Origin of the sequence: Micromonospora sp. M71_S20, from assembly GCF_003664255.1 — a bacterium.
GTDB lineage: Bacteria > Actinomycetota > Actinomycetes > Mycobacteriales > Micromonosporaceae > Micromonospora.
In genome coordinates this window covers 60,906-86,502 of sequence record NZ_RCCV01000004.1, presented here as the reverse complement: position 1 = coordinate 86,502, position 25,597 = coordinate 60,906, and the positions used below count along the sequence as shown (strand labels likewise).

Below are 25,597 nucleotides of genomic sequence, written 5' to 3'. Positions count from 1 at the left end.
GGGCCGTGACGGTGCGGCCAAACTTCGGTACCGTTCGGGACAGAAGTTCCGGGGGCCGAAGAAGGGGATCATGTCCGACACCGACCTGCGCGAGTTCTACCTGCGCTACATCGGGGCGCTCAACGCCCACGAGATCCACCGCATGGACGAGTTCATCAACGACGAGACCACCCTGAATGGCGAGCCGGGCACGCGGGACCAGGTCATAGCTGTGCTGAACGGCATCGTCGACGCGGTCCCGGACTTCCGCTGGGAGCCCCGGGAGATCGCGGTCGATGGTGATCGCCTGGCCGCCCGTCTGACCAACACGGGCACGCCCGCCAAGGAGTGGCTCGGCGTGGCTCCCACCGGCGCCTCGTTCGAGATCGTCGAGTACGCCATCTATCATCAGGTTCGTGACGGGCGGTTCGTGCACATGACGGCCCTGCACGACGCCGAGACCCTGAGGCGGCAGCTCGGTGCCTGAGCCCCGTCAGCCGATCGGCGTCGGCATCGTCGGCCTGAGCGCCACGGGAGGCTGGGCGGCCGGGGCCCACCTGCCCGCGCTGAGCGCCGTCGACGGGATCGAGCTTCGCGCGCTGGCGGCGAGCTCCGAAGCCTCGGCCCAGGCCGCAGGAGCGGCGTATGGCGTACCCGCGTACACATCGGTCGAGCAGCTCGCCAGCGACGAGAACGTCGACCTCGTTGTCGTCGCCGTCAAAGTGCCTCAGCATCGCGAACTCGTGTTGCCCGTGCTGAAGGCGGGAGTGCCGGTGCTCTCCGAATGGCCGCTCGCCGTCGACCTGCGCGAGGCCGAGGAGATGGCGCGTGCCGCCGGGACGACGCGCACCTTCGTCGGTCTTCAGGGACGCTCCTCGCCTACCTTCCGCTGGCTGGCCGACCTCGTGTCCGAAGGATTCGTGGGGGAAGTGCTCTCCGCGACCGTCGTGGCGTCTTCGACCGAATGGGGCACTCCGGTGTCTCCGAACATGGTCTACACGCTCGACCGCAAGCTCGGGGCCACGATGCTGACCATCGCGTTCGGACACGCGATCGACCTGGTGTCGATGGTCGTCGGCGAGCTTCAGGACGTGGTTGCTACGACCGCGACCCGGCGCCGCCAGGTTCCCCTCGGGCGCACCGGGCAGGTCGTTCCGATGACCGCCGAGGACCAGATCGCGATCTCGGGCACCGTGGCGGGCGGGGCGGTCCTATCCGTCCACCACCGTGGAGGCGCGGCATCGGGTGCGGGGTTCTCTCTGATCATCGACGGCACGGAGGGGAGACTCGAGATTACCGCAGCCGAGTTCCCGCACATCGGTCCGGTCACGGTGTGTGGCACACGCGGCGGCGGTCGGCCTACGAAGGTCACGCTGCCCAGCGGCTACGACGACCACCCCGGCCTGGCCGGAACAGTGATCCACACGCTGGTGCACGCCTACGCCGCGATTCGGGACGACCTCGTCCACAGAACGGCTATCGCCCCGGACTTCACCCACGCCCGTCAAGCGCCACCGACTCCTTGACGCGATCGTACGGTCCGCCGCCACAGGCCAACGAAAAGCCCTCCACCCTGACGACCCCTCGTGCGCAGTAGTTGATGGTGCGTGACCTGGGGTTACCAGGTGAGTCCGGCGGACTTGTCGGAGACCAAGCCGACGATGGCGTTGATGGTCTCGGGGAGGAGTTCGCGGCGGCCGGGTGAAGCGTTGCAGGACGCGCCACCATCGCAGTTCCGAGATGGGTGTGCTTGACCGCAATCCGTTGCGAGGACCGGCGTTTGCGGTTGTGTTCCCACTCGATATCGCGGAGGCCAGCCGCAACGACGAACGCATTTATGTCTCTATCTGGTAAGGCGGGTGAAGCTGTCGAGCATGGCGGTGAGGCCGAGGTCGAAGTGCCCGTCGGCACCCGCGTCGTCCGCGCTTTGGGCGAGGAGGTTGTAGTCCGGTGAGTCAGCATCACCATCGGGTTCAGCTACTTCACTGTCCTCGCCACGCACCTGCTCCGACAGCACAAGCGCCCACCCTCACTGCCATCCTGACCACGGCTCGCCCGGCCCCTCACAGGCCGGGCTTGTCCCTTCCTCTGGCCAGCACCGCATCAGCACTCAGCCCGGTATGATCTACAACACATAGCGGCAGCAGGAAACGAGACACATGACTGTCCAATACGGACCAGACGTCATTCGTCGCTACGCCGTCCAAACAGGACACGAACCTATCTAACGACCTCGTGCACGGTTGCGGATCTTTAGGTATCCATGATCGTTGTTCCTGTCATGGTTGGTGCTGCGATCATGATGAATCGTCGGATGACGGGGCTGTCCCGGCTGGTGATCGAGGGCCTGGTTGTGGAGCTGGCGCCGCGCTGGCAGGCCCGGCACCGCGATCGGCTTGCCGCGCGGACGCGTCGGCGTGAGATTGGCGCTGGAGCGAAACACCGGTTCGCGTTCAAGGATCGCCTGTTGGCCACGCTGGTGCATCTACGGCACGGGTTGACCCATGACGTGGTGGCCGCCTGGTTCGGAGTGCACCGCTCGACGGTCACCCGCAGTGTCGCCGAGGTACGGCCGCTGCTGGCCGAGCGGGGTTGCCGGGTACCCGACGGAGTCAGGCTACGCACCCTCGCGGACGTGGTGGCCTACCTGGGCCACCACCCGCAGGCGTTGATGGACGCCACCGAGGTACGAGTCCGCCGACCGGTCGAGGGCCGGGCGGGCCGGAACCGTTTCGTATCCGGCAAGGCCCGGCTGAACACGATGGAAGCCCTGGTGATCTGCGATCCGGCCGGTCGGCTGCTTTTCTGCGGCGAGACCCGGCCGGGCTCGATGCACGACCTCACCCAGGCACGGACCGCAGGCCTCGTCGACCTGCTTCTCCACACGCCGATCGGGGTTCAGGTCCTCGCCGACGCCGGCTACCAAGGACTCGGTACAGACACCGCCGGCGCGGTGATCATCCCAAGGCCCAAACCGCGGAAAGGCCAGAAGTCGCTGCCGCCGAGCGTCATCGCCGCACACGACGCGGCTCGAAAACGGCACTCGTCACAGCGCATCCGAGTCGAGCACGTCATCGGCCACCTCAAGAACTGGCGGATCCTGGCCCGCTACCACGGCCGACGCGAACACTTCGACGTCTTCGGTTTCGTTTTCGCCTTGCCTGTCGAGGGGCTGGTCGCGCCGGATGTGGTGTGGACGTCGTGGCGTGGGGTGGGGTGGCTGTTGCGGCGGCCGACTGGCCGTCCTGGTCCTGGCCGGGATGCTTTCGGTGCGCCGGCCGGGCAGGTGGCTTTGGCTCGGAGGTGCCGAAAACCTCGGCGGACGCGGGCGGGTGACAGACGCTGTGGTGGTGCTGGTTTCTCCCAGGGCCTGCGCAGATCGACGGCCAGGGCGCGGGCCAGACGCAGTTGCGTGTAGGCGGCCAGGATCAGCCAGGTCCATCGGTCGGCGGCCTGCGGGGTGCGGATCTTCGGGCAGGTCCAGCCGAGGGTCTACTTGAACAGGCGGAACGTGTGCTCGATGTCGAAGCGACGTAGGAACGTCTGCCAGAGCCGATCGACATCGCCGGCGGTGGCGTCGACGCCGGACCACCACAGCCATACCGGCTTCGGGGTCGCGCCGCTGGACAGGTGCTCGACCTCCAGGCGGATGACCGTTCCCTCGATGACCGGTAATACCTTGGCCGCGTCGACCCAGGCGGATCGGTGGGTCAACCGTGGGTGCAACCGGTCCCAGGCTCGGGCTCGCGCGATGCCGTAGAGGCGGGTGTCGGTCATCGTGGCCGCGTCAGGTTCGCCCCAGGTGGCCGGGGCAGCGAAGGCGAACTCGCCGCCGTGGCGGGGTGGCCGGCCGATCGTGCCCGGCTGCCGGGGTGGCACCGCGCGGCGTAGTACCCGGTCCGAGCGCATCCGCGCGAGGACCTGCACGGGCAGATCACGCAGGAGGAACGCCGGCCGAGGCGCGTCGTAGCCAGCGTCGGCCACGACCAGGATGTCCAGGTCGCCGGGCCGCCACTGGCCGGCCGCGACCAGCCGCTGCACGATGTCTCGCACCTGCCCGGCCGTGACTGCCGCCGCGTCATCACCGGGCGCCAACCGCACCGCGTCCAACGGCGCGGTCCACGAGCTACGGCCCGACTCCAGGGCCACCACCATCGAGTAAGGCCAGCCCGGGACCATGATGGTCTGGTCCTTGCCCCGACCGTAGGTGTGACACAGGACGCGCTGCGGCGAGGTACGCGCGTCCGGCCGCAACCAGCAGGTGATGCCCACCGCCAGCACGAGCCGGCCGTCAGCCGCTCGTGGCAGCGGCACCACGGCCAGGGCGGTGCGCAGCCGGTCGATGTCCAGCCATCCACACGCGAGGGCCTCGTACAACGCGCCGTGGCCGCGGCGGTGCTCACCCACCAGCGACAACTCCACCAACGACCGCACCGGCCCATCGGCGCACAACACCGCGTCGGCCACCTCGAACAACGCATCCGCCCGCACGGTCAAGCAGCCGTAGAACTCCCGCCGGAACCTGCCCAGCTCCCCGACGCCACCAACCGGATAAGGATCATGCACACTGATCACCGAGACAGCCCTTGGCTATTGATCATCTTCCCTGGACAAGAAGAATGATCAACCAAGGGCTGTCCCCATGATCAGTCGGGGTCACCGACCAACCGTCGCAGGTTAAAGATCAAGTTAGAGAATTTCTCCAGCGCGCAGGAGGAACACGCCGGAACATTCGGTAGCCGAGGCGTTACCTTCCGAGGCGATTGAGCGTGACGCATCTATGTAATGTGGATCGCCTGCGCATCGCCTATAGAAATGAGAGGCCATTCGGCCTCCACGCCCGGGCGGCTCTCCGCCCCTCCTCCCCCAACCCTCCGGAGGGCCGCCCGGGCTCAACTCCCGGGCGATGTCCCGGCCGCCAGGAACGAACCTGCCCCACCCACCGTCCGTCACGACTTGGTACACCGACCAGTGGCGGCCCTACGCGCTGCTCGAGGGGATCACCCTGCTGACCGGAGCCCTCGCACTGCTGGTAGTCGCCCTCAGCATTTAAGTGTTATCGCCTTGGCAGGGCGCCATTGGCGGGGCAGCTTTTATTCGACGCTCGAGGCCCGTCTACTTAACTCTGAATTCCTGGAGATGGGCGGACCGCATGATACCCAATGAAGCTCCTGCGGCGAGTCGATAAAGGCACCTTGTGGGTCTTGCTACCGGGTGTGGTCTTCAATTAGCTGCATCTCGATTGACTGAGCAGCAAGGGCGGTGAGGTGTTCCGATCCCTCATCCTGCGATGCCAATGGAGCGCGAATTTTACTGTTTCCAAGATACTTCCCGGGTAGGTGCCGACATCAGCCGCGGGGGGTTCCGGCCGACCGGCCGGAACCCCCCGCGGTGACCTACGTCAGGGTGCTGACGTCACGCGTCATGCGCCGCTCTGCTCCGACGCAGCAGCACCGAGGCGCTGCCGCCGACGGTCACCATGGCGGCGCCGATGGCGAACAGCCACCACAACCGGGTCGTGTCGTCGCCGGTCACGGGAAGGACCGGGCTGGGGCTGGCCGTGGGTGGCTGGGTCGGGTCATCCGTGGGGGGCGCGGTCGGCTGGGTCGGTGACGGGGTGGGCTGCGTCGGCGTCGGGGTCGGCGACGGGCCGAGCGGACGCTCGCAGCGCGCCTCGGCCAGGATGACGGTGCCGACGGGGATGTCCAGCAGCGGCCCTCCGACCACAGTGCCGGTCAACCGGAGGGTCGCCTGCACAGCGATGGCGACGGCGCCGTCGTCGGTGACGGTTTCGACGTTGGTCAGCGTCGCGTTCAGCGCGGCACCGGTCAACCCCGGGACCGTGACCGCGGCACTCGCCGTGACGCCGGGAGTGTTCGGCACCAGGTCCACCGGCTCGCCGAACAGTTCCAGGCCCGTGAACGTGGTGTCCGCCGTCTGTGCGCCGGTCTGCGGGCAGTTGACCGCCGCGGTGATCACGTCGGCGTCGATGACGGGGGTACCGAGGACGGCCAGGGCCAGGTCGGCGATCTCGGCGTTGGCCGACGAGGCCGTCTCGCCCCGGGTGGCGCTCACCTCGACCACCGTGCCCGAGGCTGTCACGCCGAGGGCGCCGGGAATGGTGATCGCCAGAGCGGTCTCGGTGTCCGTGCCGCCGCCGGCCGGTGCGGTCGCGCTGCCGATGACCACGTCGGCCGCGACCACCGGAACACCGGCCACTGCTGCGGACAGGTCGACCACGACGCCACGGGCGCTGGCATCCCCAGGCGCGGCGAGCGCCGGGGTCGCGCTCGAGAGCGCTACGGCACCGACGGCAATCATCGTTGCTCCGGTGGCGGAAATTCGCCGGATCAGTCTCACGTTCTCGCCTCTACTCACTCAAGCCCTCCCGCCCATCGAGAAGGCAGGTCGACCCTATAAGCCATTAGTTATATACACGCAGAATTTGGACAATGTGGAAGCAGCTCATGACAGTCACGACTTTGCGAGCGCCACTCGGCCCCGGGCGAAGACACGGGCAGCGACTACCGTGGCCTGCGGACGCTTGTCGTTGAACAAGGGTCGCGGAACATGAAGGGATCGGTAGCCTGCCAGCATGAATGACGTCCCGGGGGCCGCCGACCGGTTTGAGTCGGCACGGGCACGCCTTGGCGGTGTCACATCGCTGATGTCGCAGCACTTCACTGGCGAGACTGTCACCGCGCTCCGGCACGCTCTCGAGGCGAAGGTCTCCGCCGCGGGTCTGGTGGGCGATCCCGGCTTCGATTTTGTGCTTGCTGTGCACGAACTGGTCACCAATGCCGTTCGTCACGGCGGCGGCCATGGGCGCATCGAACTACGCCGTGAGAAAGACGTCCTGATCTGCGAGATCAGCGACCATGGTGCTGCGGCTGACAGCCTGTCTGTGCGGCCGCCGTCAGTCGATGTCGCTGGTGGCCGTGGACTGTGGCTTGCCCACCAGCTGTCCGACAGGCTCATCCTCACCCGCCGACCCGACGGGGTGACCGCCACGGTCACCGTATGCTTGCAGCCATCGAGCGGCCCCAACACCAGCGCGTCATCGGCCGCACGACACAACGACGGTCTCAGCAGCCCTGGGAAGGGCAACGAGTGACGAACCCCCAGCCAAGCTGGCAGCACCACGTTCGCGTCGAGCCGGACCGCCAGATCGTCCTGCTGTCTGGGGAAATCGACGTCAACGGAGCGGGCCACCTCCTGGATCTGCTCAATCACACGATCAACGCGGCGCATCGGGTCGACGTCGACATGGCAGCGGTCCAGTTCCTTGACTCGACTGTCATCGGCGCGCTGATCACCGCCCGGAACACGGCAACGGCAGCCGGTAGACAACTCGTCGTCACCAATCCCAGCAGGATCGCCCGTCGAGTCCTGGGTGTCACCGGCGTGCTCGACGCCCTTTCATCCGCCAGCGCCTGACGGATTTTCCTTCCGTACCGGGCTGAGCCTTCGACTACGCGGGTCTGTCGTCGCTAGGGGTTGTCCGAACTGGGCCTGTCTCGCTACAGATCTTGAATGGTCAGGTTGTGCCGGGTTCGAGTGTCAGTCCGGTGTGAGCGAGGAAGCCGTCGAGTAGGTCGTTGCGGTACTGGATGCTCTTGAGTCGGTTCTTGATGATCGCGAGGAGGTGGTCGACGCCGGTGACGGCGAGGTTGCCGATGCTGCGGTTGAGGTGCGACCACACTGCCTCGGTGGGGTTCAGGTCCGGGGCGTAGGCCGGTAGCCGGATCACGGTCAGCCAGTCCCGGGCGTCGATCATCTGCCGCATGGCGGCGGAGACGTGGGTGTTCAGGTTGTCCCAGACGCACACGATCGGACCGCCGAGCTGTTGGTGGGCGGCATCCAGCAGGGCGATGTAGTCGCGTTCGCTGAAGCTGCGCCGCTCGTTCTTGCGGCCACGGTGCACGATCGTCCGGTAGATCAGCCGGGACCGCTGGCCGGGCCGGTAACAGGTCAACCCGGCGATCGAGACGCGACCGGAGCCCCTGCCCGCCACCGGGACTACGGGGGTGTGGCCGCGTCGTCCCCAGGTCCGCGCCTTCGGTGGGCGCAGCGTCTGACCGGCCTCGTCCTCGAAGACCAGCCACGCCTGCCGCTGCGCCGCTACCGTTTTCCCGCCGGCCACGTCTCCCGCCGCCAGGTGACGATCGCGGCCTCGTCCCGCTCGACCGCACGATGCGCGGGGACCTGCACCGACCAATCCAACCGGTACATGATGTTTGCCGTGCCACGCAGCGTGTACCGGATACGGAACATCCGGACGATCAGGTCCGACACCCGGGCCAGGGTCCAGCGCTGATCAGTACCGAAACCGTGCGCCGCCGGCCCCTCCTCCAGGGCATCGGCCAGCCGCCGCAGCCGGCCCTCATCCAGCCGGCAGCGAGACCCACCAGGCCCCTTCGACGCCAGGGCCTGCTCACCGCCAGCCCGCCACCGTTTGCGCCACCCGTACACCGCCGTCTGCGACACCCGCAGCCTGCGCGCGATCTCCGGCACCGACACATCCTCGGCGAACCACCCGGCAGCCTGCCGCCGCACCGCCTCACGCTTCGCCCGCCCCCGCGCGGACAACCCACCTCCATCGGGATACCTCATCCCATCGATCTACCCCAGCCCAAGGCCATCACACAGACCACATCGGACAAACCTGGCCATTCAAGATCTGTACCGGTTCGCGTCGGGCACGAAAGGTTGCATGGTCCAGTGGGGGGCCGCGGCCGCTGGCACCGAGCCGGCGGCAAGGACCCATTCGTCGCAGAGCGTGCCGACGACCAGGTCACCGTTGTCGAACCGCAGTACCAGACCAGCGCAGACCAGCTCGCCATCCGGGCCGACGATCACGGCGCCGTCGGTAAGCCTGGCCCCAACGAACCTGGACAAGACGTCCGGATGTAGCGCCGAGCCAACCCTTGTTTCCCCGTGGTCGGCCATGTCGTAGGAGCGGTACGGCTCCTCCTTTGCCAGCATCAACTGGTCACCGACACCATGGAGACCGACTGGCATGGCGTATTCGAAGTACAGCCACGCGTGTAGCAGGCTTTCGGCGTCAGGCTCGCGGCGTCCCTCGTACCAGTGCCGAGCCTCCGTCACGGCGTCAAGCCGTCGGCCCGCCATGTCGTTCAACCACGACGCGACCATCTGAAGATCGCTGAACCCCACGTACGGCGCGCGGTGCTCGACGCCCAGCGCCTGCCACACGGCATGGGCGGTGGCCTCGTAGACGTCCCCGATGCTTGTGTCGATCTGCGTGGTGACCACGTCGGTCACGGTGATCTTCGCCGCTTCCGAGAGGCCGCGCAATGCCCATCGAGCACCCAGGTCGGCTTCCCGTCGGTGTTCGGCGGCGGCGGTAGTGGTCACCTCAACCTCGGGCCTACTCGATGACTTGACCTCGACGGTGACTTCAGCGAATCGCGAGCAGCGGTTCGTCTGCCGCAGTAGCCGGAAGGTAGTCATGATCCTGATGTTCTCAGCCGTCGTGCCATCCTTGGCATCCCGAAACGCACTTCTCGGCTGGTTCCAGATGCCGACGGCGCAAGTCGCCGGCCACCGGGGGCAACGGCTCGCGGCTGGCCCGCGCGCCCGATCGGCGGCTACTTAGAGACTTGGTTCAGGATCGATGTCCGGCCAGACTCGGTCCAGGTGCCCGGCGAGACGCTCCCACATTGCGGCTGCCCACCGGTGTCATTGGTGTGGCTCTCTCATGGCCTGCGGTCTCGCCGGGCACCGCGCGAGGAGAGGCTGGAAAGGGGTTTGTCCTGCTCGAAGTAGCGGTGCCCTCCTTGCTGACAACCCCATCCGGTTCAGCCAAGGGAGGCGCCGATGTCTGTGATCATCGGGATGGACCCGCACAAGCGCTCGGCCACCATCGAGGTCGTCGACGAACGTGCCCGGGTGCTCGCAGTGGGCAGGTACGGCACCGACAAGACCGGCTACGCGCAGATGCTCGCCGCCGGCCGCCAGTACGCCGATCGGGTGTGGGCGGTCGAGGGTTGCAACGGCATCGGCAAGCACATCGCCCACCGCCTGCTGCATGACGGTGAGACGGTGCTCGACGTACCCGCGAAGCTGTCGGCGCAGGTGCGGGTGTTCGCCAGCGGCAACGGCCGCAAGACCGACCCGGTGGATGCGCACTCGGTCGCGATGGTCGCACTGCGCACCCCGAACCTCGTGCAAGTCCAGCTCGACCCGGACCTGCAGGTGATGGGAATGCTGGTCGACCGTCGCGACGAGTTGGGCCGCGCCAGGACGCAGACCATCAACCGGCTGCACCGGCTGCTGCTGGAGCTTTTTCCCGGCGGGGCAAAGCAATTCCTGTCCGCACGACAGGCACGGGCGCTGATCGCGACCATCAAACCCCGCGACATCGTGGGCAAGACCCGGCGCCGTCTCGCCGTCGAGCTCATCGGTGAACTCGAGGGCATCGACAAGAAGATCAAGACCGCGGAGAAGGACCTCAAGGAACTGGTGGTCGCCCGCAGCTCCACCCTGATGGACCTGCACGGCATCGGCCCCTCAGGTGCAGCCCGGCTGCTGGCAGACGTCGGCGACATCCGCCGCTTCGCCGACCGCGACCGGTTCGCGTCCTGGAACGGCACCGCCCCGCTGGACGCCTCCTCCGGCGACCAGAAGCGTCACCGACTCTCCCGCGCCGGCAACCGCCGCATCAACCGCACACTGCACATCATGGCCGTCGTCCAGCTGCGCAACCGCACCGAAGGCCGCGCCTACTTCGACGCGAAGAAGGCCGCCGGGAAGACCTCCATGGAAGCCATGCGCGCCCTCAAACGCCGACTGTCCAACGTCGTCTACGCCCGCATGATCACCGACCACAAACGCAGGCAGGCGGCGGATCCGGGAGGGCACTCGGGGACGACTCTGCAATCCAGCGTGACCGACCTAACCCCGGACATCGGCCCTTCGGACAAGCCACTTCCCGGACCCGCCACCAACCACCCTAAACCCCTGGTGTCAGCGGCGCCTTGACATAAAGGGGTGCCATGAGCGGACGCCGGATCGGGTGGGCTCGGCCCCTTTACACACCGGTGCCGGCCGCTGCGGTGCTCAGGCTGTCGAGGTCGGTGTGATACCAGGTGGATCGGATGAAGGCGTGCAGCTCTCCGCCTCGGGTGATGTACTGCAATCCGCGGGTCTCCATGCCGTCAGGGAGCACGACTCGGCATTGCGCACCCAACTGAGGTTGGTCGTCTCGGCTGATCCGCAGCATCGTCGCGACGTCGTACTCCGGACCCCATCCCCTGATCAGAGCGAGATCCGGGCCGCGTCGCAACAGGTGGTGAGCAGACCTGTACGGGGATGGTCCCCAGTCAGTCACCTGGCTGCCGGTCGCGGAGAGGATGTGGAAGTGGGTGTAGGGACAGAAGTATGCGGTTTCTCTGGCGACGTTGAGCGAGTAGCAGTCCGAGATGTAGGGCAGCCCGGAGTTCAGCGGGTACAGCCAATCGACGGTCAGGTCGCTGTTGAAGCGCGCGAGGCCGCGGCCTTCGGGGCCGCATCCGCCCATCGCCTCGTCGAAATAGCTGGCCCACACCTTGCCGGAGGGGGTGGTAAGCAGGTCCTCGATGGCGTCGCCGAGGTGGCCCCGGTGCTGTAGATCGCCGCTGCTGCTCCATACCTCGGCGTTGGCTTCGCTGGTCCGGGCCCGAGCAGCCGCCAGGAGCACGCGCCCCTCGGGCAGTGGCTGCACGAATCTCACCTGCAGGTCGGTTTCGACATCGACAGCACCGAGGACACGTCGCCTGCCGGGGGCATGCCACGTCACCTGCTTGCGATTGACGCCCTCGCGAAACCGCCACACGGCCAACGCGGTGCCGTCGGGACCTACGGAGACCGCTTCAGGCTCCCGCATCGTGTCCGCTGGCTGCGCTGGCATCACGAATCCGTGGCGTTGCAACGGCGCGACCGGCAGCTTCAGAACCTCCAGTCGCCGCAGGAGATTGGCCCGATCACGCTCCACGTCAGTTCTCATCGCGAGCGTCATCTTGACATGACGGTCTGCCGATGGGGGCGCACCGCCGGGACCGGCCCGTCAACTGAGAGCCGATCCGCTGAACGCACTCTTCCTCGGCGGATCCGTGCACGTCAGCTGGCGGTGCGCGAACTCTCCAAGCATCTGACCGAGGCGACACTCGGGGTGGAGATCCAGCCCTCCGCAGGACACAACCCCGCACGGTGCGCCAGTTGGCCCGTACGGCCGGCATCGCGGCCGTGGCTAAGAGCGTGTCTCAGGTGGTGAGTTTGAGGTAGCGCTTGTGGCAGGTCAGGGCGGCGGCGAGGGTGACGAATGCGCAGTACAGGCCGGGGTCGCGTTCGTAGCGGATGGTCAGCCGGCGGTAGCCGGTGAGCCAGGCGAAGGTCCGCTCGATGACCCATCGGTGTCGGCCAAGGCGGTGGGGGGATTCGATGCCGCGGCGGGCGATGCGGGGTCGGATGCCGCGGGCGCGGAGCATGCGGCGTAGGTGCGGGTAGTCGTATCCCTTGTCGGCGTGCAGTTTGTTCGGGCGTCGTCGGCGGGGTCCGCGCCGGGACTTGACGGCGGGGATGGCCTGAACGAGAGACTCCAGGCAGCGGCTGTCGTGGGTGTTCGCGGCGGACACGCCGACGGACAGCGGGAGCCCGCCGCGCTCGGACAGGGCGTGGATCACCGGTGCGATGGGAGCCAATGTCCGGGACTGGTTCGTCCACCAGGTCGCCGCAGGTGCCCGGGGCAACGCCGACTTGGTCGTGTACTTCTTGCTACGGGCGAACGCCCTGGTGCGGCCGGCCGGCACGATCGGGCTGATCGGCACGAACACCATCGCGCAGGGCGACAGCCGTGAGATCGGCCTCGACCGGATCGTCGCGGAAGGGTTCACGATCACCCGCTCGGTGCAAAGCGCCGCCTGGCCTTCGACCAGCGCCAACTTGGAGTACGCGGCAGTCTGGGGCACCCGCGGCCCTGTTGCCGACGCCGCCGACCTCGTCGCGGACGGGGCCATTGTTCCGCGTATTTCCACGTTGTTGGAGCCCGCCGGGCAGGTCGACGGAGCCCCGGCCCGGCTGATCGAAAACGAGAGCATTGCCTTCGGTGGCTGCTACGTGCTAGGTATGGGGTTCGTGCTGGAGTCGGACGAAGCACACACGTGGACTGCCGAGGACGACAGGAACCGTGAGGTGCTATCTCCCTACCTCAACGGCGAAGACCTGAACTCCCGCCATGACAGCTCTGCCTCCCGCTGGGTCATCGACTTCAACAACCGCTGCGAGACCTGCGCCGCACGTTATCAGCGGCCATTCGAGCGAGTCCACCAACTCGTCAAGCCAGAACGAATGCGGAACATGCGTGCAGTACGAAGAGATCGGTGGTGGCAGTTCGCCGAAAATGCCCCTGGACTGCGGAAGGCGATCGTAGGGCTGGACGAGGTGCTGGTAATTGCGCTGGTCAGCAAGTCGGTGATGCCGGTGCGGGTGCCGACCGGCCAGGTCTTCAGCCATAAGCTCGGCGTTTTTGCGACCGATTCGTTCGCGGATCAGGCGATATTGTCGTCGAGTCTGCATCAGATGTGGGCGATCAAGTACGGCTCGACAATGCGCGCGGACGTGAACTACTCACCTTCGGATGTGTTCATGACATTCCCGCGGCCAGAGCCGACGGATCAGTTGGCGGAGGCGGGGCGGGTGTTGGACGTGGAGCGGCGGGAAGTCATGCTGCGGCGTGGTCTCGGGTTGACCAAGCTGTACAACCTGGTCAACGACCCAGGGGTCGCTGACGGCGACGACGCGGACGTGGCCCGGTTACGGCGGATTCACGTCGAGCTGGACGAGGCGGTGATGGCGGCGTACGACTGGTCGGAGGTGCCGCTGGAGCATGGCTTCCACACGTACCGTCAAATGACGCGGTGGACGGTGAGTCCGGCGGCGCGGGTTGAGATCCTGGACCGGTTGCTCGCGGAGAATCTGCGCCGCGCGGCGGCGCAGCTGCCGAAGGTGGCAAAGAAGGCCGCTGCCCGCCAGCGAAAGCCGGTGGTCCACGAGGGCCAGGAGTCGCTGCTGTGACTGACTCGGTACCGGGTTTCCGGCTCGCGCACGAGCCGGATGGCACCTCGTACACGGTTCGGGAGAATCTGGTCGACGTCCTGGAGCGTGAGCTGCTCGGGCCGTCAGCTGGCCCGGAGGAGTTGTTGGCGGTGAGCCCGCGCCAGCTGTACCTGGTGGGGCATATCGCGCCGGTGAAATTGACCGAGCCCGATGCTGATTTGGCCGGCTCTGAGGACGGGTATGGCCTGGTGGGCATCCGATCTGATGCGGCGGGTTTTCATGCCCAGCGTGGGATTCCGGCCGAGTCTGCCGACGGCAGCGACGTCGAGGGTGAGGAGGATGATGCCGACGACAAGGCTCCGAAACAGGGGCTGATGATTCCGTCGTCGATGGGGTTGCGGTTCCAGGTGCCGAACGATCTGGCGGAGTTCACGGTGACCGCGTCGTGGGGCACTTACGAGAGTGTGAAGACCGGTGAGGTCGACAAGCGGGGCCGGGCGGTGCGGCGGTATCGGCGCACGCCGGTTGGGATCGTCGAGAAGATTGCGGTGGCCGAGCTGACGTCGGGCCGGACGTACACGCGTGTGCTGACCGGGCAGATCTGTTTGCGAATCGATGCCTACGACGACGCGCGTTTCGGTCGGCGGTTGATCGAGATCGCGCTGGTCAATGACCGGGAGACGCCGCCGACGATCCCGGTGCACGAGTGGCTGTTCCAGACGAAGCTGCACGTCGATGCGGACGGTGCGGCGGTGTTCCTGCCGGTGCGTGACGTCATGGAGCAGGAGTGGCCGGAGCACGACGACGAGATGCGCCGGTTGCACTTGCAGTACCGCAACCGGCTGGAGTTCGCGGTCGGGCGGACCTGCTCGGTGGACTGGCGGGCGGAGCCGGGAGCACGGCAGGCGACGGCGGTGTGGACGACGTGGCTGCCGGTCGCGGAGACACCGCAGACGCAGGCACGGTCGGTCACGGGCGCATTGCTGTCCATGGACGCACTGGCCAAGGCCAGCCCTGAACAGGTTCGTGACGGGCTCGCCCCGCTGGTAGACGGGTACCGGACCTGGCTCGACGGTGAGGCCGCGAAGGCGGCACAGCTCCCCGAGCATCTGCGGGACCTGGCCCAGGAGGTCGTGGACGAGGCACGCGCGGCACAGCAGCGGCTGTCGGACGGTCTGGCGCACGTGGTGGCTGATCCGGAGGCGTTCGCGTGCTTCCGGTTCATGAACGAGGTCATGCGGGACCAGCGGGTCCACTCCCGGATCGGGGCCTTGCGTAGCTCCGACCCGAGCCTGTCGTTCGACGACGCCCGCGATCAGGTCGAGGCCGACGAGCGGGAGAAGCCGTCGTCGTGGCGGCCGTTCCAGCTGGCGTTCATCCTCATGCAGCTGCCAGCGTTGACCGTCCCCACCGCGGCGGCGCGCAGTGGCGAGCTGTCGCGGGTGGAGTTGTTGTTCTTTCCGACCGGTGGTGGCAAGACCGAGGCGTATCTGGGTCTGGCGGCGTACACGTTCGCGATCCGGCGTCGGCAGCAGGTGGTGGCGTCCTCCGATGGGCCGTTGGACGGGCGTGACGGGGTGGCCGTGTTGATGCGGTACACGTTGCGGCTGCTCACCGCACAGCAGTTCCAGCGGGCCACCACGCTGGTGTGTGCGGCGGAGCTGGTCCGCCGCCGGGACGAGGCAACCTGGGGTAGCAAGCCGTTTCGGATCGGGTTGTGGGTCGGCACCGACGTGAGCCCGAAGCGGTGGGACGAGGCGGATGAGCAGCTGCGTAAGGCCAACGCGTACGGCGGGCACCGGTTGACTGTGTTGCAGGTGCAGCGGTGCCCTTGGTGCGGCAGCCCGATCGGCGCCGCGAACGTGAAGCCGGTCAAGACGACCCGGCGGGTGCTGGTCTTCTGCGGCGACGATATGGGGCAGTGCCCGTTCGCCAAGGGCGGTCAGGTGGATGAGGGCCTGCCGATGCTGACGGTGGACGAGGAGATCTACCGGATGCCGCCGGCGTTCGTGATCGCGACGGTCGACAAGTTCGCTCGGCTGGCGCGCGAGGGTGAGGCGGCGTCGCTGTTCGGCTACGTCGGCCGGTACTGCGGTCGGCACGGTTACGTTCACCCGGACTACGCCAGTTGCAGTGTGACCACCGGTCACCAGGCTGAGCCCGGCCTGCCCGCCGCGACCGTACGGCCGGTGGGACGGCTCCGGCCGCCGGATCTGATCATTCAGGATGAGCTGCACCTGATCACCGGGGCGCTGGGCACCGCCGTGGGGCTGTTCGAGGTGGCCGTCGAGACCCTCGCATCGTGGGAGACCGCCGACGGCGAGCCGGTCCGGCCGATGATCGTGGCGTCGACGGCCACCGTGCGCCGCGCGGACGATCAGGTGCGAGGGCTGTACGGGCGCGGCGTCCAGATCTTCCCGCCGCAGGTGTTGGATGTGGCGGACACGTACTTCTCGCGGGAGTTGCCGATCGGGCCGACCACCCCGGGCCGGCGTTACATCGGGGTGAGTGCGCAGGGAGTGCGGCTGTCGAGCGCGGAGATCCGGGTCGCCGAGGTGTTGCTGCTCGCGGGGCAGTTGCTGTTCGACCGCAGTGGGTCGGCCGCCGATCCGTACATGACGTTGGTGGGCTACTTCAACGCGACCCGTGAATTGGCCGGTATGGCCCGCTACATGGCCGACGACGTGCAGAACCGGGTCCGGCAGCCCCGCCCTGGATCGGGTTTCCCACGGCGGCTCGGCTCGTACGGGCGCCTGGTCACCGGCGAGCTGACCTCCCGCATCGCTTCAGTCGATATTGGCCGCACCCTGGACAACTTGGCCCTGGAGTTCGACCCCGACTACGCCACCACCGCGGCGATGCGGAAGCGGCTCGAACAGCAGGAGGCCGGCGGGCGGATGGAGCGGCCGAAGGCCGACCCGTTCGACGTGGTGCTGGCCACCTCGATGCTGCAGGTCGGGGTCGACGTGCAGCGGCTCGGGCTGATGCTGGTGGTGGGGCAGCCGAAGAACACCGCCGAGTACATCCAGGCGTCCTCGCGGGTGGGCCGCGACGTCGGCCGTCCGGGTGAGGACTGCGGTCGGCCCGGTCTGGTTGTGGCGCTCGGGAACTGGGCGCGGCCCCGCGACCTGGCCCACTACGAGCAGTTCCGGCACTACCACGAGACGTTTTACGCGCAGGTGGAGGCGCTGTCGGTTACCCCGTTCTCGCCGACGGCTCTGGACCGGGGCATTGACGGGGTGCTGGTGAGCGCGGCTCGGGTGCTGCAGGCGCACCGCGACGACGGGCTGTCGCCGGAGCGGGCGGCGTGGCGGGTGCGTGACGAACAGGATGCTCTCGCCGCCCTGGTCGATCGGCTCTATGCCCGAATCCGGCCGGCGGCCCAGCTGGACGACCTGATGGCGCAGGCGCACCAGCGACTGATCAACCGCCTGGACCAGTGGAACGCTCGGGGAAAGTACGCCGGGAAACTTAGCAAGACCCTGGTGTATGAGCGCACCGGTGACAACGACAGCTACCTGCCGTTGCTGATCAGCCCGGAGAACGCGAAGGCACACCAGGGTCAGCCGGACCGCGCGCCGTTCGTCGTCGCGCACTCGATGCGGGAGGTCCAGCCGGAGATCAACCTGCTGGTCAGCCCCATAGCCGAGCGGCTCTTCGTTGTCGAACCCGACGACGCGCCGTCGTGGGAGCTGCCCGAAGGAGAAGACGAGTGACGGACGACGACGGGCAGATGATCTTCGAGTCGGCGCAGCCGTTAGACCCACTCGCCGACAGCGAGCAGTCAAACGTCAAGAACCGGGCCAAGGTCGGCTCGGCCCGCCCATCGTCACTGCTCTACACCTATGGCGTCGGCTCAATCATGGACCTGCCGCAGTTCTCGATCATGCCGGCTGGCCTCGACGACTGGGAGCCGATCTGGCGGCGGCGGCCCACCGTGCCGACGATCGAAGAGCCACGGCTACTCAAGGTGGTTCAGCTTCACCTCGGGTCCCGCGTGCAGCAACTGCGGCCCTTCCCGTGGCAGCCAAAGGCTCGTGCGATGTCACAGGAGGGCTCCGACCTCGGCATCCCGGCCCGGGTGTTCCCGCAGTGGCTGCGGTGCACCGGCTGCGACTACCTCGGGCCGCTGTCGCGGTTCAGCTACACCAACACCCACCCGTTCCGGTCCGACCTGGCGACCTTCGAACACGCAAGTTGTCCCGGCCGTACGTTTGCGGGTGCGGCGACGGGAAAGGCCAAGGCTCCCGCGAAGGGAAAGGCCAGGCGCAGCCCGGCGGTGCCCGCCCGTTATCTGCTCGCCTGCGCCAACGGCCACCTCGACGAGTTCCCGTACGCGCTATGGGTGCACCGCGGCAGAAGCTGCCCCGCTGCCCCGCACCCGGACCTGAAACTGCGCGACAGCAACATCGGTCAGGGAGCCGGCGCGGTCATCACCTGCGAACGCTGCCAACAGCGGCGCGGCATGGGCGAGGCGCAGGGCGAGGCCGGCAAACGGAAGCTACCGACCTGCCGGGGCCGGCATCCGCACCTGAACGCCTTCGACCCCAAATGCGGGCTGGACACCTCGCTGATGATGATGGGCGCGTCCAACCTCTGGTTCGCCTCGACCCAGTCGATCATCGTCATGCCCCGCACCGAGGAGCAGAAGCAAGCCGCGCTCGCCACGAAACTACGCACATACCTGACTCCGGAGGAACTGGCCGACTACGTAGCCCTGCCAAAGGTGCTTCGTTCGCTTCTCGTCGCGCACAAGTGCGATATCGCCGGAGTCACCGACGAACAGCTGACCGCGGCGGCGGTCGAGGCACTCGCCCCACCCCCGTCAGAGGAGGAGCGCCGGGAGAGGCTACGCGATTGGGACCCGGTCGAGCTGCTTGTGCCGGAGTGGGACTACCTGCAGAAGCCGAGCCTATTCGCGCAGCAGCAGGACTCCAGCGGACTGATGGTCACCGAGATGCCCACGGCCGCCGACCTCCCGAAGCAAGTGCACCGGGTCATCGCCGTGAACCGGATGAAAAAGGTCAACGCGGTGATCGGCTTCACCCGGATCGACGAGATGGACCGGGTCAACGACCTCGCAAGCCGGCTCGTCAAGCTCACCCGGGACGGCCGACCCACCTGGGTGCCGGCCACCGAGGACCGCGGCGAAGGCATCTTCCTGCAACTGGACGAGACCGCCGTCGCCGCCTGGGAAGCGCAGATCCTGCCCACCGCGCTGTGGCGGGCGCACCGCGAAGCCCACCGACACAACTTCTCCCGACGCTTCTCCGCTACCGCCGCCCAGATCGACCCCGACACCCGGTTCCCCGCCCCGCGCTACTGGTTGATCCACAGCCTGGCGCACATCCTCATCCGCGAGATGGCGATGTCCTGCGGTTACGGCGCGGCCAGCCTCAGTGAACGCCTCTACGCCTGGCCTGCCACCCCCGACCGGCCCGCCGCCGCTGGACTGCTTATCTGCACCACGGCCTCGGATAGCGAGGGCACCCTCGGTGGACTGGTCGCGCTCAGCCAGCCGGAACGGCTGCACGGGCTCCTGCTCGACGCGCTGCGCAGAGCAGCCCGCTGCTCCTCCGACCCCGTCTGCGGGCAACGCACACCACGGCACGGTGAGGACTTCCTGCACGGCGCGGCCTGCCACTGCTGCAGCTTCGCCTCGGAAACCTCCTGCGTGTCGTCGGCGCGTGAAATCGGACCCTGCTGGGGCGTCTGAATTTGGACCCCTTTGCCTGTGTGTGACCTTACTCAGTCGTTGGTCTTGGTGGCTGGGGGGACGCGGCCGAGGTCGCGGTCTTTGAGTCGGTAGCTGTCGCCCTTCATGGAGATGACCTCGGCGTGGTGGACGAGGCGGTCGATCATGGCTGCGGCGACGACGTCGTCGCCGAAGACTTCGCCCCAGCGGCCGAAGGGCTTGTTGCTGGTGACTATCAGCGAGGCTCGTTCGTAGCGGTTGGAGACGAGCTGGAAGAACAGGTTCGCGGCTTCGGCTTCGAAGGGGATGTAGCCGACCTCGTCGACGATCAGCAGCGGGATCCGGCCGAGCTTGACCAGTTCGTCTTGCAGGCGGCCGGCGTGGTGGGCGTCGGCGAGGCGAGAGACCCATTGGGCTGCGGTGGCGAACGCGACCCGGTGTCCGGCCTGGCAGGCCCGGATCCCGAGGCCGATGGACAGGTGGGTCTTGCCAGTGCCGGGCGGGCCCAGGAACACGACGTTCTCTCGGCCGGTGATGAAGTCGAGGGTTCCCAGGTGGGCGATGGTCTCCCGCTTCAACGACCGTTGGTGGTCGAAGTCGAACTCCTCCAGGCTCTTGCGGGCCGGGAAGCGGGCTGCCCGGATGCGGCCCTCACCGCCGTGGGCTTCGCGGGCGGCGACCTCGCGTTGCAGGCAGGCGGCGAGGAACTCCTCATGCGTCCACGACTCTGCCCGAGCCCGCTCGGCCAGGCGCTCGACGGAGGCGGCCAGGGACGGCGCCTTCAGGGCACGGGTGAGAAACGCGATCTCCGAGGCCAGGTTGCGGCTGTTGGTCTTGGTGGCCATCACGCAGCCACCTCAACGTCGAGGCCGAACAGGCGGTCGTAGTCGCTTAACGGCCGGCGCTCGACTTGCGCGTCGACGGCGGCCGTCGGGGTGCGTTGAGCGGCGACGCGCAGGTCAGCGGCGGCTTGGCGGTGGACGGGGTCGGTGATGCTCTGATGCTTCGCCCAGCAGCGGTCATGCCGGGCCACCACCCGACCGTCGCAGAACACCGTCACCTGGTCGCAGTCGGCGGTGACCTCGACCCGCCGGCCAACCACCGACGGGTGCACCGAGTAGTCGTTGCCGTCCAAGCGCACGTAATGATCGCGGGGCAGACGGGTGCTCTGCCGCCAACCGACCACCGGCGCGACCGGCGGCAGCGGCAGCATCACCTGCCGGTCGGCGTCCCACCGCTCAGCCGGCCGACAGCCCAACACCCGATGCTGACGGTTGTTCGCCCGCACCAACCACTCGGTGAGCTGGGCGTTGAAGTCGCCGGGTGAGGCGAAGCGGCGTCCGGGCAGGAACGAGGTCTCCAGATAGCCGTTGGCCCGCTCGACCAGGCCCTTCGATTCAGGATCCGCCGGCCGGCACTGGATCACCTTGATGCCGAGGGTGCCGCGGAAGGCGTTCATCGCCTCGGTCAGCTGAGGCCTGCCGGCCCGCCACTGCCCGACCGCGGACTCGTTGTCCCACACCAACGCCTTGGGCACCCGCCCCCACCCGGAGATCAGCGTCCAGTGCCCAACCAGCAGATCCGCCGACTGCCGCGACGGGAGCATCACCGCCGACAGCCACCGCGAATACCCCGACACCATCACCAGCACCGGCGGCCGACCGACCTGACCGAACCCCAACGGCACGTCCGCCGGCGGGAACCACAGATCACACTGCACCAGCTCACCCGGCAGATACTCCGTCCGCTGCGCCGGATCCGGCACCGTGAACAACGGCCGCAACACGCGAACTCGTTCCTTGAGCACAGTCAACGACCGCGTCCAACCGATCCGCTCGGCGATCACCGTCGCCGGCATCGACGGCCACTCCCGCAGCAACTGCCGGATCTGCGGCTCCACCGCATCCACGATCGAACCCTTCACCGGCCGCTGGTACTTCGGCGGCCCCTCGGCGGCCAACGCCCGCCGAACCGTGTTACGACCCACCCCAAGCTTGCGGGCGATCGCCTTGATCGGCATCCCCTCAGCCCGATGAAGACGACGGATCTCCGCCCAGTCCTCCATGCTCAACACCCCTACGATCCTCGAAGAGGGGTCCAGATTCACCCGCCGATCCGGGGTCCGATTTCACGCGTCGCCGACACTGCGAACGCGCCAACCGATTCCTCGACCGCAGATTCCTGCTCACTCTGCCCACCATCGACGACGAACGGGTCCCCGGCTTCTTCGGCGCCATCGATGTCTACTGACCCCTACACGGCGCTCGGCGCCTTCCTGACCGCCTACGAGGCACAACGACTCGCCACCGTCCTACAAGCCGGCGGCACCTCTGGCCAGGCACTGAAAGAAGTACACGCCGCCCGCCGCGGCGAGGCGAAGCGCCTACTCCTCGCGGCCGAACTCGGTCCGGAGCGCCGGGACAACTCGGTCGCCGTACTCCGGGCCATCGCCGGCGCACGATCCGTCTGGACCGCCATTTCCCCCGTCTGGACCATGCCCGGCGTCGAAGCCACGACCGGCCGTCTCACCAGCGAAGCTCAGCGCATCATCGACGACGCACGCATGTCGATCGTCTGCTCCAGCTTCAACTTCACGCCGCACTCGGGCATGTGGACTGCCCTCAAGAACGCCGCACGGCGCCCCGGCCTGAGCGTCACGGTGTACCTCGACGCCCTCGCCGGCTCCCCGGCAGCCGTCGCGGCCCATCTGCCGAAGGCGACCGTACTCCGGACGCTGACCCCGCCCGGAGGCCACCATCCGCTGGTCAGCCACGCCAAGTTCATCGTCGTCGACCGCGTGATCACGCTGCTGACCAGCGCGAACTTCTCCTACAGCGCCGAGAACACCAACATCGAACTGGGGCTGCTGGTGCACGACACCAACCTCGCCGCGTCGATCGAAGCCCTCATGCGGAGCAAGCACGGGGTGCTCTACGAGCAAGTGACCTGACAGGTGCACGCGCGGCTTACCAAGATCACCCGATGCCGCGTATCACAATTCCGCCGACTTTCTATAGCCGGGTCCGGTCGAGCCGACCTTCATCGGTGGATCGAGGCTTAGGCCCGGGGCTCCTCGAACCATGATGGTGCGGCCGGCGGTTCGTCGGCACACCGAGAGGGTTTTGGCCACGCCGCTCCGGAGCCTTGCACCGCAACCAGCGGGTGCTGTTCACCGCAGAGCGCGCTGAGCGCTTTCGCTACCTCATATATATCCGCTTTAACGTAGGTTGTTGTCGTCCCCGCAGCAGACCTACCGTCGTGCCCTGCGTAGGCGCGCGCGATGCCGTATCCGAAGTTGCGCTCTACCCAGGTAAGAGTCGTATGACGAAGCCAATGAGTGCTGACCTGCTGCGTAGCAACCCACGGCAAGGACTTGCCCAACCGTTGCCAGATGTAGTCGTACCGTCGACGCGTAATTGGCGCCCCATTGCGATACCTCAACAACTGGCCATCGGTGTTGTTGAGCCCTCGGTCCTCGTTGTGATGAGCGAGCGCACGTGCCAATGTAGGCGAGATCGGCTGCCACCGCACTGTCTCACCCTTCTCGCGAAGTTGAACAAGACATCCGTCCAGGTCTAGATCGTCTGGACGAAGGGCCAAGGCGCCAGCTCTTCTGCAGGCGGTTTCCTCGTGCAGCCTGAGCAAGAGAGCGTCAAGTTGGGGATCGTTTCCGCTCATTGCTGCCGCCTCGTTGATCTCCAATAGTTGATTGTCGGAAAGAGCCCGGCGAGTGCTAGTTAGGCGACGGGGTTTGGCGACACGCGCGGCAGGATTGGCCGTTTCCGAGATCAGCCCATCGGCCACCGCGTAGGCATATAGGCAGCGCATTGCAGAGATGAAGTGCTCTGCAGCGGTTCTTCCACCACGAGAGTTTCGCCTCACAACGACGTTTCTTCTAACGAATTCAGCGAGTTGCCTGATCTCCATGGGGGACGGTTCGTCGATACGCCGGTCCCCCCAAACTTGTCCCACCTTCTTCCAGTAGGTTCGATAAACACGCCGAGTGCCTGCGGAGACAGCGTGGGAAACCCTTTCGATTTGTTCGTCAAACGTCGGCATTTTGTCTGGGCGCTTTGCGCCTTTGAAGACTTCCTCAGCGGTCACCCCCAGCCGTTCGAGCAGCAGCCGCACTGCCTCCAGTTCTGCTCCACCTCCCGATCGCTCACTTGAGTCGCGTGTCACAATCCGTCTCCATCTCGTGAAGGCTGATGAATCCCGAGCGCCCGATCGAGTCTGTCCATCGTGAATAGGTGAAGTCTTGCGCCTTGCAGGTCCGCCGCAATCAGTAGACGATCTATTGGTCTCACCCCGATGGCGAATCGGATCCCAGATGGAAGGTACAGATGGCCTTGCCTGTTAATCTTCCATCTTCCGGACTCTGATTCTGTAACGGTTACTGATTCCGAGTTCACTGCATATTCGATGGACTGCATCGGAAGCCACCGCATAATGCGAAGCGGTGACCGGTCGGCCAACCGGCCGCGATCGTCGATAGGGGTGACGCAATAGTAAATTGATGATCTCTCTACGCTGCCGATAAGACGCGAAAGGGGAAGACCTTGATGGCGCATTTGAACAGAGGTTTCGGCATCCGCCCCCTCGGGCGGGTGACCCTCCCCCATGCCAGGCGCTCGTTTAGGCGAATTGCCACCCATAGGCGCTCCCCACCTCCCTTATCAGCACTGCCATCGACCTACAGTCCGCCAGCATCGCAGCAGGGCGTTCCTGAACAGCAGCCCAAAGGGCCACCGACAGGTGTGAGCTGACGAAAAATCGCTAAAGCGTCCTAGGATATTATCTGCTGACTCCCCACCTGCGATGGGCGACCAGGATTGTTGCGTCCAAGCCGACACACCCTCAGGCACGGCAGGGCGAGTCGCCGCGGCGGTTGACAGTTGTGGGAAGTCGACGCCGGATATATCTACTGACAAGTCCCAGAGCAGACGCGCCGCAGCAGCGTTATGGGAATCGGCGCTAGAGGTTTCGAGGCCGACCGGCCCACGGGTGCGCCACCATTGTGTGGGGCCGAGGTAGGCGCCGGACGAAACGTCGGCGGTAGAGGCGAGCAGTAGGGAGCTTGCTCCGGCCTCTGGTGGCTGCGCAACGATTGCGCCGATCGCTCGCAACGTCGCCAGGCCTGCTCGGTGTCTTACGCTCCCGGCCCCTGGCGACAGGAGTTGTGTGGTGGCCCAGCCTGGTTGGCAGGCGATGCTGCGCATCGCGACGCCGGCGGCGATGATCCGGCGGTGGAGGTGGTAGGCGAAGAGGAGGTTCGCCAGTTTACTCGCGGCGTAGGCGCGGAAAGTGTCGGTGACCTGCGGGTTGGGCCAGTCTTGTGGGTCGAGGTTCGCGACTCGATGGGCGGTGCTGCTGACGGTGACGATCCTGGCCTCCGGGGCGGCGAGCAGGCGGTCCATCAGCAGTCCGGTGAGGGCGAAGTGGCCGAGGTGGTTGACGCCGAAGCAGGACTCAACGCCGTCGAGGGTGCGCCATCCAGGCTCGCCAAGTAGTCCCGCGTTGTTGATCAGCACGTCGACGTGCGGGTGGTCGTTGGTGATCGCGTTCGCTGCGGCTCTGACGGATTGGAGACTTCCCAGGTCGATCGTGACCTGTTCGATCTCGGCGTTGGGGTGTGCGTTTCGGATGGCTCGGGCGGCATCTGCCATCCTGCCGGGATGCCGGCAGGCTAGGACGACGGTGGCGCCTGCTGCGGCTAGTTGCCGAGCGGCGTGGTAGCCGATGCCCGAGTTCGCGCCGGTGATCACGGCGATTTTTCCCTGCATGTCGACCGGCTCCTGCCGAGCTTCGCTGGCTGCCCGGAGGGCAGCGCCGGACCGAGGTCCGGACGTTATCCCCCCTGCACCGGCC

At 66.9% G+C, this 25,597-nt stretch carries 19 protein-coding genes and 3 pseudogenes; 10 read left to right on the top strand and 12 right to left on the bottom strand.

The window, feature by feature from the left end; translation table 11 throughout:
- Positions 1 to 70: 70 nt before the first annotated feature.
- A complete protein-coding gene (locus tag DER29_RS29750) occupies positions 71 to 466 on the top strand; it encodes an ester cyclase (protein ID WP_121401000.1) in 396 nt (131 codons plus the stop codon).
- Positions 459 to 1,505 (top strand): Gfo/Idh/MocA family protein, encoded by a 1,047-nt coding sequence (locus DER29_RS29745; protein WP_199729605.1) that lies wholly within the window; start codon positions 459 to 461, stop codon positions 1,503 to 1,505. Before DER29_RS29750 ends, DER29_RS29745 begins: the two co-directional genes overlap by 8 nt.
- Positions 1,506 to 1,822: 317 nt before the next feature.
- Here DER29_RS29745 and DER29_RS34335 read toward each other — a convergent pair whose 3' ends face one another.
- Entirely contained in the window at positions 1,823 to 1,996 is a 174-nt protein-coding gene (locus DER29_RS34335) for a hypothetical protein (protein ID WP_158619103.1), read from the bottom strand.
- 246 nt (positions 1,997 to 2,242) lie between these two features.
- On the opposite strand from DER29_RS34335, the pseudogene DER29_RS29740 reads away from it, so the two are divergent.
- A pseudogene (locus tag DER29_RS29740) lies at positions 2,243 to 3,097 on the top strand (transposase family protein); the annotation flags it as partial.
- Here DER29_RS29740 and DER29_RS29735 read toward each other — a convergent pair.
- Both DER29_RS29735 and DER29_RS29730 read right to left on the bottom strand, forming a co-directional pair.
- Positions 3,088 to 4,554, bottom strand: a pseudogene (locus DER29_RS29735) (NF041680 family putative transposase). The pseudogenes DER29_RS29740 and DER29_RS29735 overlap by 10 nt on opposite strands.
- 840 nt (positions 4,555 to 5,394) lie before the next feature.
- On the bottom strand, positions 5,395 to 6,339 hold the full coding sequence (locus tag DER29_RS29730) for a hypothetical protein (RefSeq protein WP_148710132.1): 945 nt from the start codon (positions 6,337 to 6,339) through the stop codon (positions 5,395 to 5,397).
- Positions 6,340 to 6,574: 235 nt separating this feature from the next.
- Here DER29_RS29730 and DER29_RS29725 point away from each other — a divergent pair, with 235 nt between their 5' ends.
- Both DER29_RS29725 and DER29_RS29720 read left to right on the top strand, forming a co-directional pair.
- The gene (locus DER29_RS29725; protein WP_121400998.1) at positions 6,575 to 7,093 is read left to right on the top strand and encodes an ATP-binding protein; all 519 of its coding nucleotides are present in this window, start codon (positions 6,575 to 6,577) and stop codon (positions 7,091 to 7,093) included.
- Positions 7,090 to 7,416, top strand: a complete 327-nt coding sequence (locus DER29_RS29720; RefSeq protein ID WP_158619102.1) for an STAS domain-containing protein — start codon at positions 7,090 to 7,092, stop codon at positions 7,414 to 7,416. The genes DER29_RS29725 and DER29_RS29720 overlap by 4 nt, the downstream gene beginning before the upstream one ends.
- Positions 7,417 to 7,516: 100 nt before the next feature.
- On the opposite strand, the gene DER29_RS29715 is transcribed toward DER29_RS29720, so the two are convergent.
- From DER29_RS29715 to DER29_RS35695, 3 genes are read right to left on the bottom strand one after another with little or no spacing between them, the layout of a single operon-like run.
- The gene (locus DER29_RS29715) at positions 7,517 to 8,122 is read right to left on the bottom strand and encodes a transposase (RefSeq protein WP_233600243.1); all 606 of its coding nucleotides are present in this window, start codon (positions 8,120 to 8,122) and stop codon (positions 7,517 to 7,519) included.
- Complete coding sequence (locus DER29_RS29710; protein ID WP_199729604.1) at positions 8,101 to 8,592, bottom strand: winged helix-turn-helix domain-containing protein; 492 nt, start codon at positions 8,590 to 8,592, stop codon at positions 8,101 to 8,103. Before DER29_RS29710 ends, DER29_RS29715 begins: the two co-directional genes overlap by 22 nt.
- Before the next feature lie 60 nt (positions 8,593 to 8,652).
- Positions 8,653 to 9,453, bottom strand: a complete 801-nt coding sequence (locus tag DER29_RS35695; RefSeq protein WP_233600241.1) for a hypothetical protein — start codon at positions 9,451 to 9,453, stop codon at positions 8,653 to 8,655.
- 366 nt (positions 9,454 to 9,819) lie between these two features.
- Here DER29_RS35695 and DER29_RS29700 point away from each other — a divergent pair, with 366 nt between their 5' ends.
- The gene (locus DER29_RS29700) at positions 9,820 to 10,983 is read left to right on the top strand and encodes an IS110 family transposase (protein WP_121396795.1); all 1,164 of its coding nucleotides are present in this window, start codon (positions 9,820 to 9,822) and stop codon (positions 10,981 to 10,983) included.
- A 49-nt stretch (positions 10,984 to 11,032) separates the two neighbouring features.
- Here the strand turns inward: DER29_RS29700 and DER29_RS29695 are convergent, their stop codons facing one another.
- Both DER29_RS29695 and DER29_RS34330 read right to left on the bottom strand, forming a co-directional pair.
- Positions 11,033 to 11,998: a hypothetical protein gene (locus DER29_RS29695; RefSeq protein ID WP_121400996.1), complete on the bottom strand. Its 966-nt coding sequence runs from the start codon at positions 11,996 to 11,998 to the stop codon at positions 11,033 to 11,035.
- A gap of 244 nt (positions 11,999 to 12,242) precedes the next feature.
- A pseudogene (locus DER29_RS34330) lies at positions 12,243 to 12,659 on the bottom strand (IS5 family transposase); the annotation flags it as partial.
- 10 nt (positions 12,660 to 12,669) lie between these two features.
- Between DER29_RS34330 and DER29_RS29685 the strand changes: the two are divergent.
- From DER29_RS29685 to drmB, 3 genes are read left to right on the top strand one after another with little or no spacing between them, the layout of a single operon-like run.
- Positions 12,670 to 14,052 carry a type IIL restriction-modification enzyme MmeI gene (locus DER29_RS29685; RefSeq protein ID WP_158619100.1) on the top strand — a complete coding sequence of 461 codons (1,383 nt, stop codon included), beginning with the start codon at positions 12,670 to 12,672 and terminating at the stop codon, positions 14,050 to 14,052.
- Complete coding sequence (gene drmA / locus DER29_RS29680) at positions 14,049 to 17,750, top strand: DISARM system helicase DrmA (protein ID WP_121400993.1); 3,702 nt, start codon at positions 14,049 to 14,051, stop codon at positions 17,748 to 17,750. The genes DER29_RS29685 and drmA overlap by 4 nt, the downstream gene beginning before the upstream one ends.
- Positions 17,747 to 19,750, top strand: coding sequence for a DUF1998 domain-containing protein (gene drmB, locus DER29_RS29675; RefSeq protein ID WP_233600240.1), 2,004 nt, complete (start codon positions 17,747 to 17,749; stop codon positions 19,748 to 19,750). The genes drmA and drmB overlap by 4 nt, the downstream gene beginning before the upstream one ends.
- A gap of 32 nt (positions 19,751 to 19,782) precedes the next feature.
- On the opposite strand, the gene istB is transcribed toward drmB, so the two are convergent.
- Positions 19,783 to 20,574, bottom strand: coding sequence for an IS21-like element helper ATPase IstB (istB, locus tag DER29_RS29670; protein ID WP_121400992.1), 792 nt, complete (start codon positions 20,572 to 20,574; stop codon positions 19,783 to 19,785).
- Positions 20,574 to 21,803, bottom strand: a complete 1,230-nt coding sequence (gene istA, locus DER29_RS29665; RefSeq protein WP_121400991.1) for an IS21 family transposase — start codon at positions 21,801 to 21,803, stop codon at positions 20,574 to 20,576. The genes istB and istA overlap by 1 nt, the downstream gene beginning before the upstream one ends.
- 165 nt (positions 21,804 to 21,968) lie before the next feature.
- Here istA and drmC point away from each other — a divergent pair, with 165 nt between their 5' ends.
- The gene (gene drmC, locus DER29_RS29660) at positions 21,969 to 22,679 is read left to right on the top strand and encodes a DISARM system phospholipase D-like protein DrmC (protein ID WP_121400990.1); all 711 of its coding nucleotides are present in this window, start codon (positions 21,969 to 21,971) and stop codon (positions 22,677 to 22,679) included.
- 107 nt (positions 22,680 to 22,786) lie between these two features.
- On the opposite strand, the gene DER29_RS35690 is transcribed toward drmC, so the two are convergent.
- Together DER29_RS35690 and DER29_RS29650 are read right to left on the bottom strand one after the other, a co-directional pair.
- Complete coding sequence (locus tag DER29_RS35690) at positions 22,787 to 23,557, bottom strand: site-specific integrase (protein WP_255421097.1); 771 nt, start codon at positions 23,555 to 23,557, stop codon at positions 22,787 to 22,789.
- A gap of 848 nt (positions 23,558 to 24,405) precedes the next feature.
- A complete protein-coding gene (locus DER29_RS29650) occupies positions 24,406 to 25,512 on the bottom strand; it encodes an oxidoreductase (protein WP_158619099.1) in 1,107 nt (368 codons plus the stop codon).
- Positions 25,513 to 25,597 lie beyond the last annotated feature (85 nt).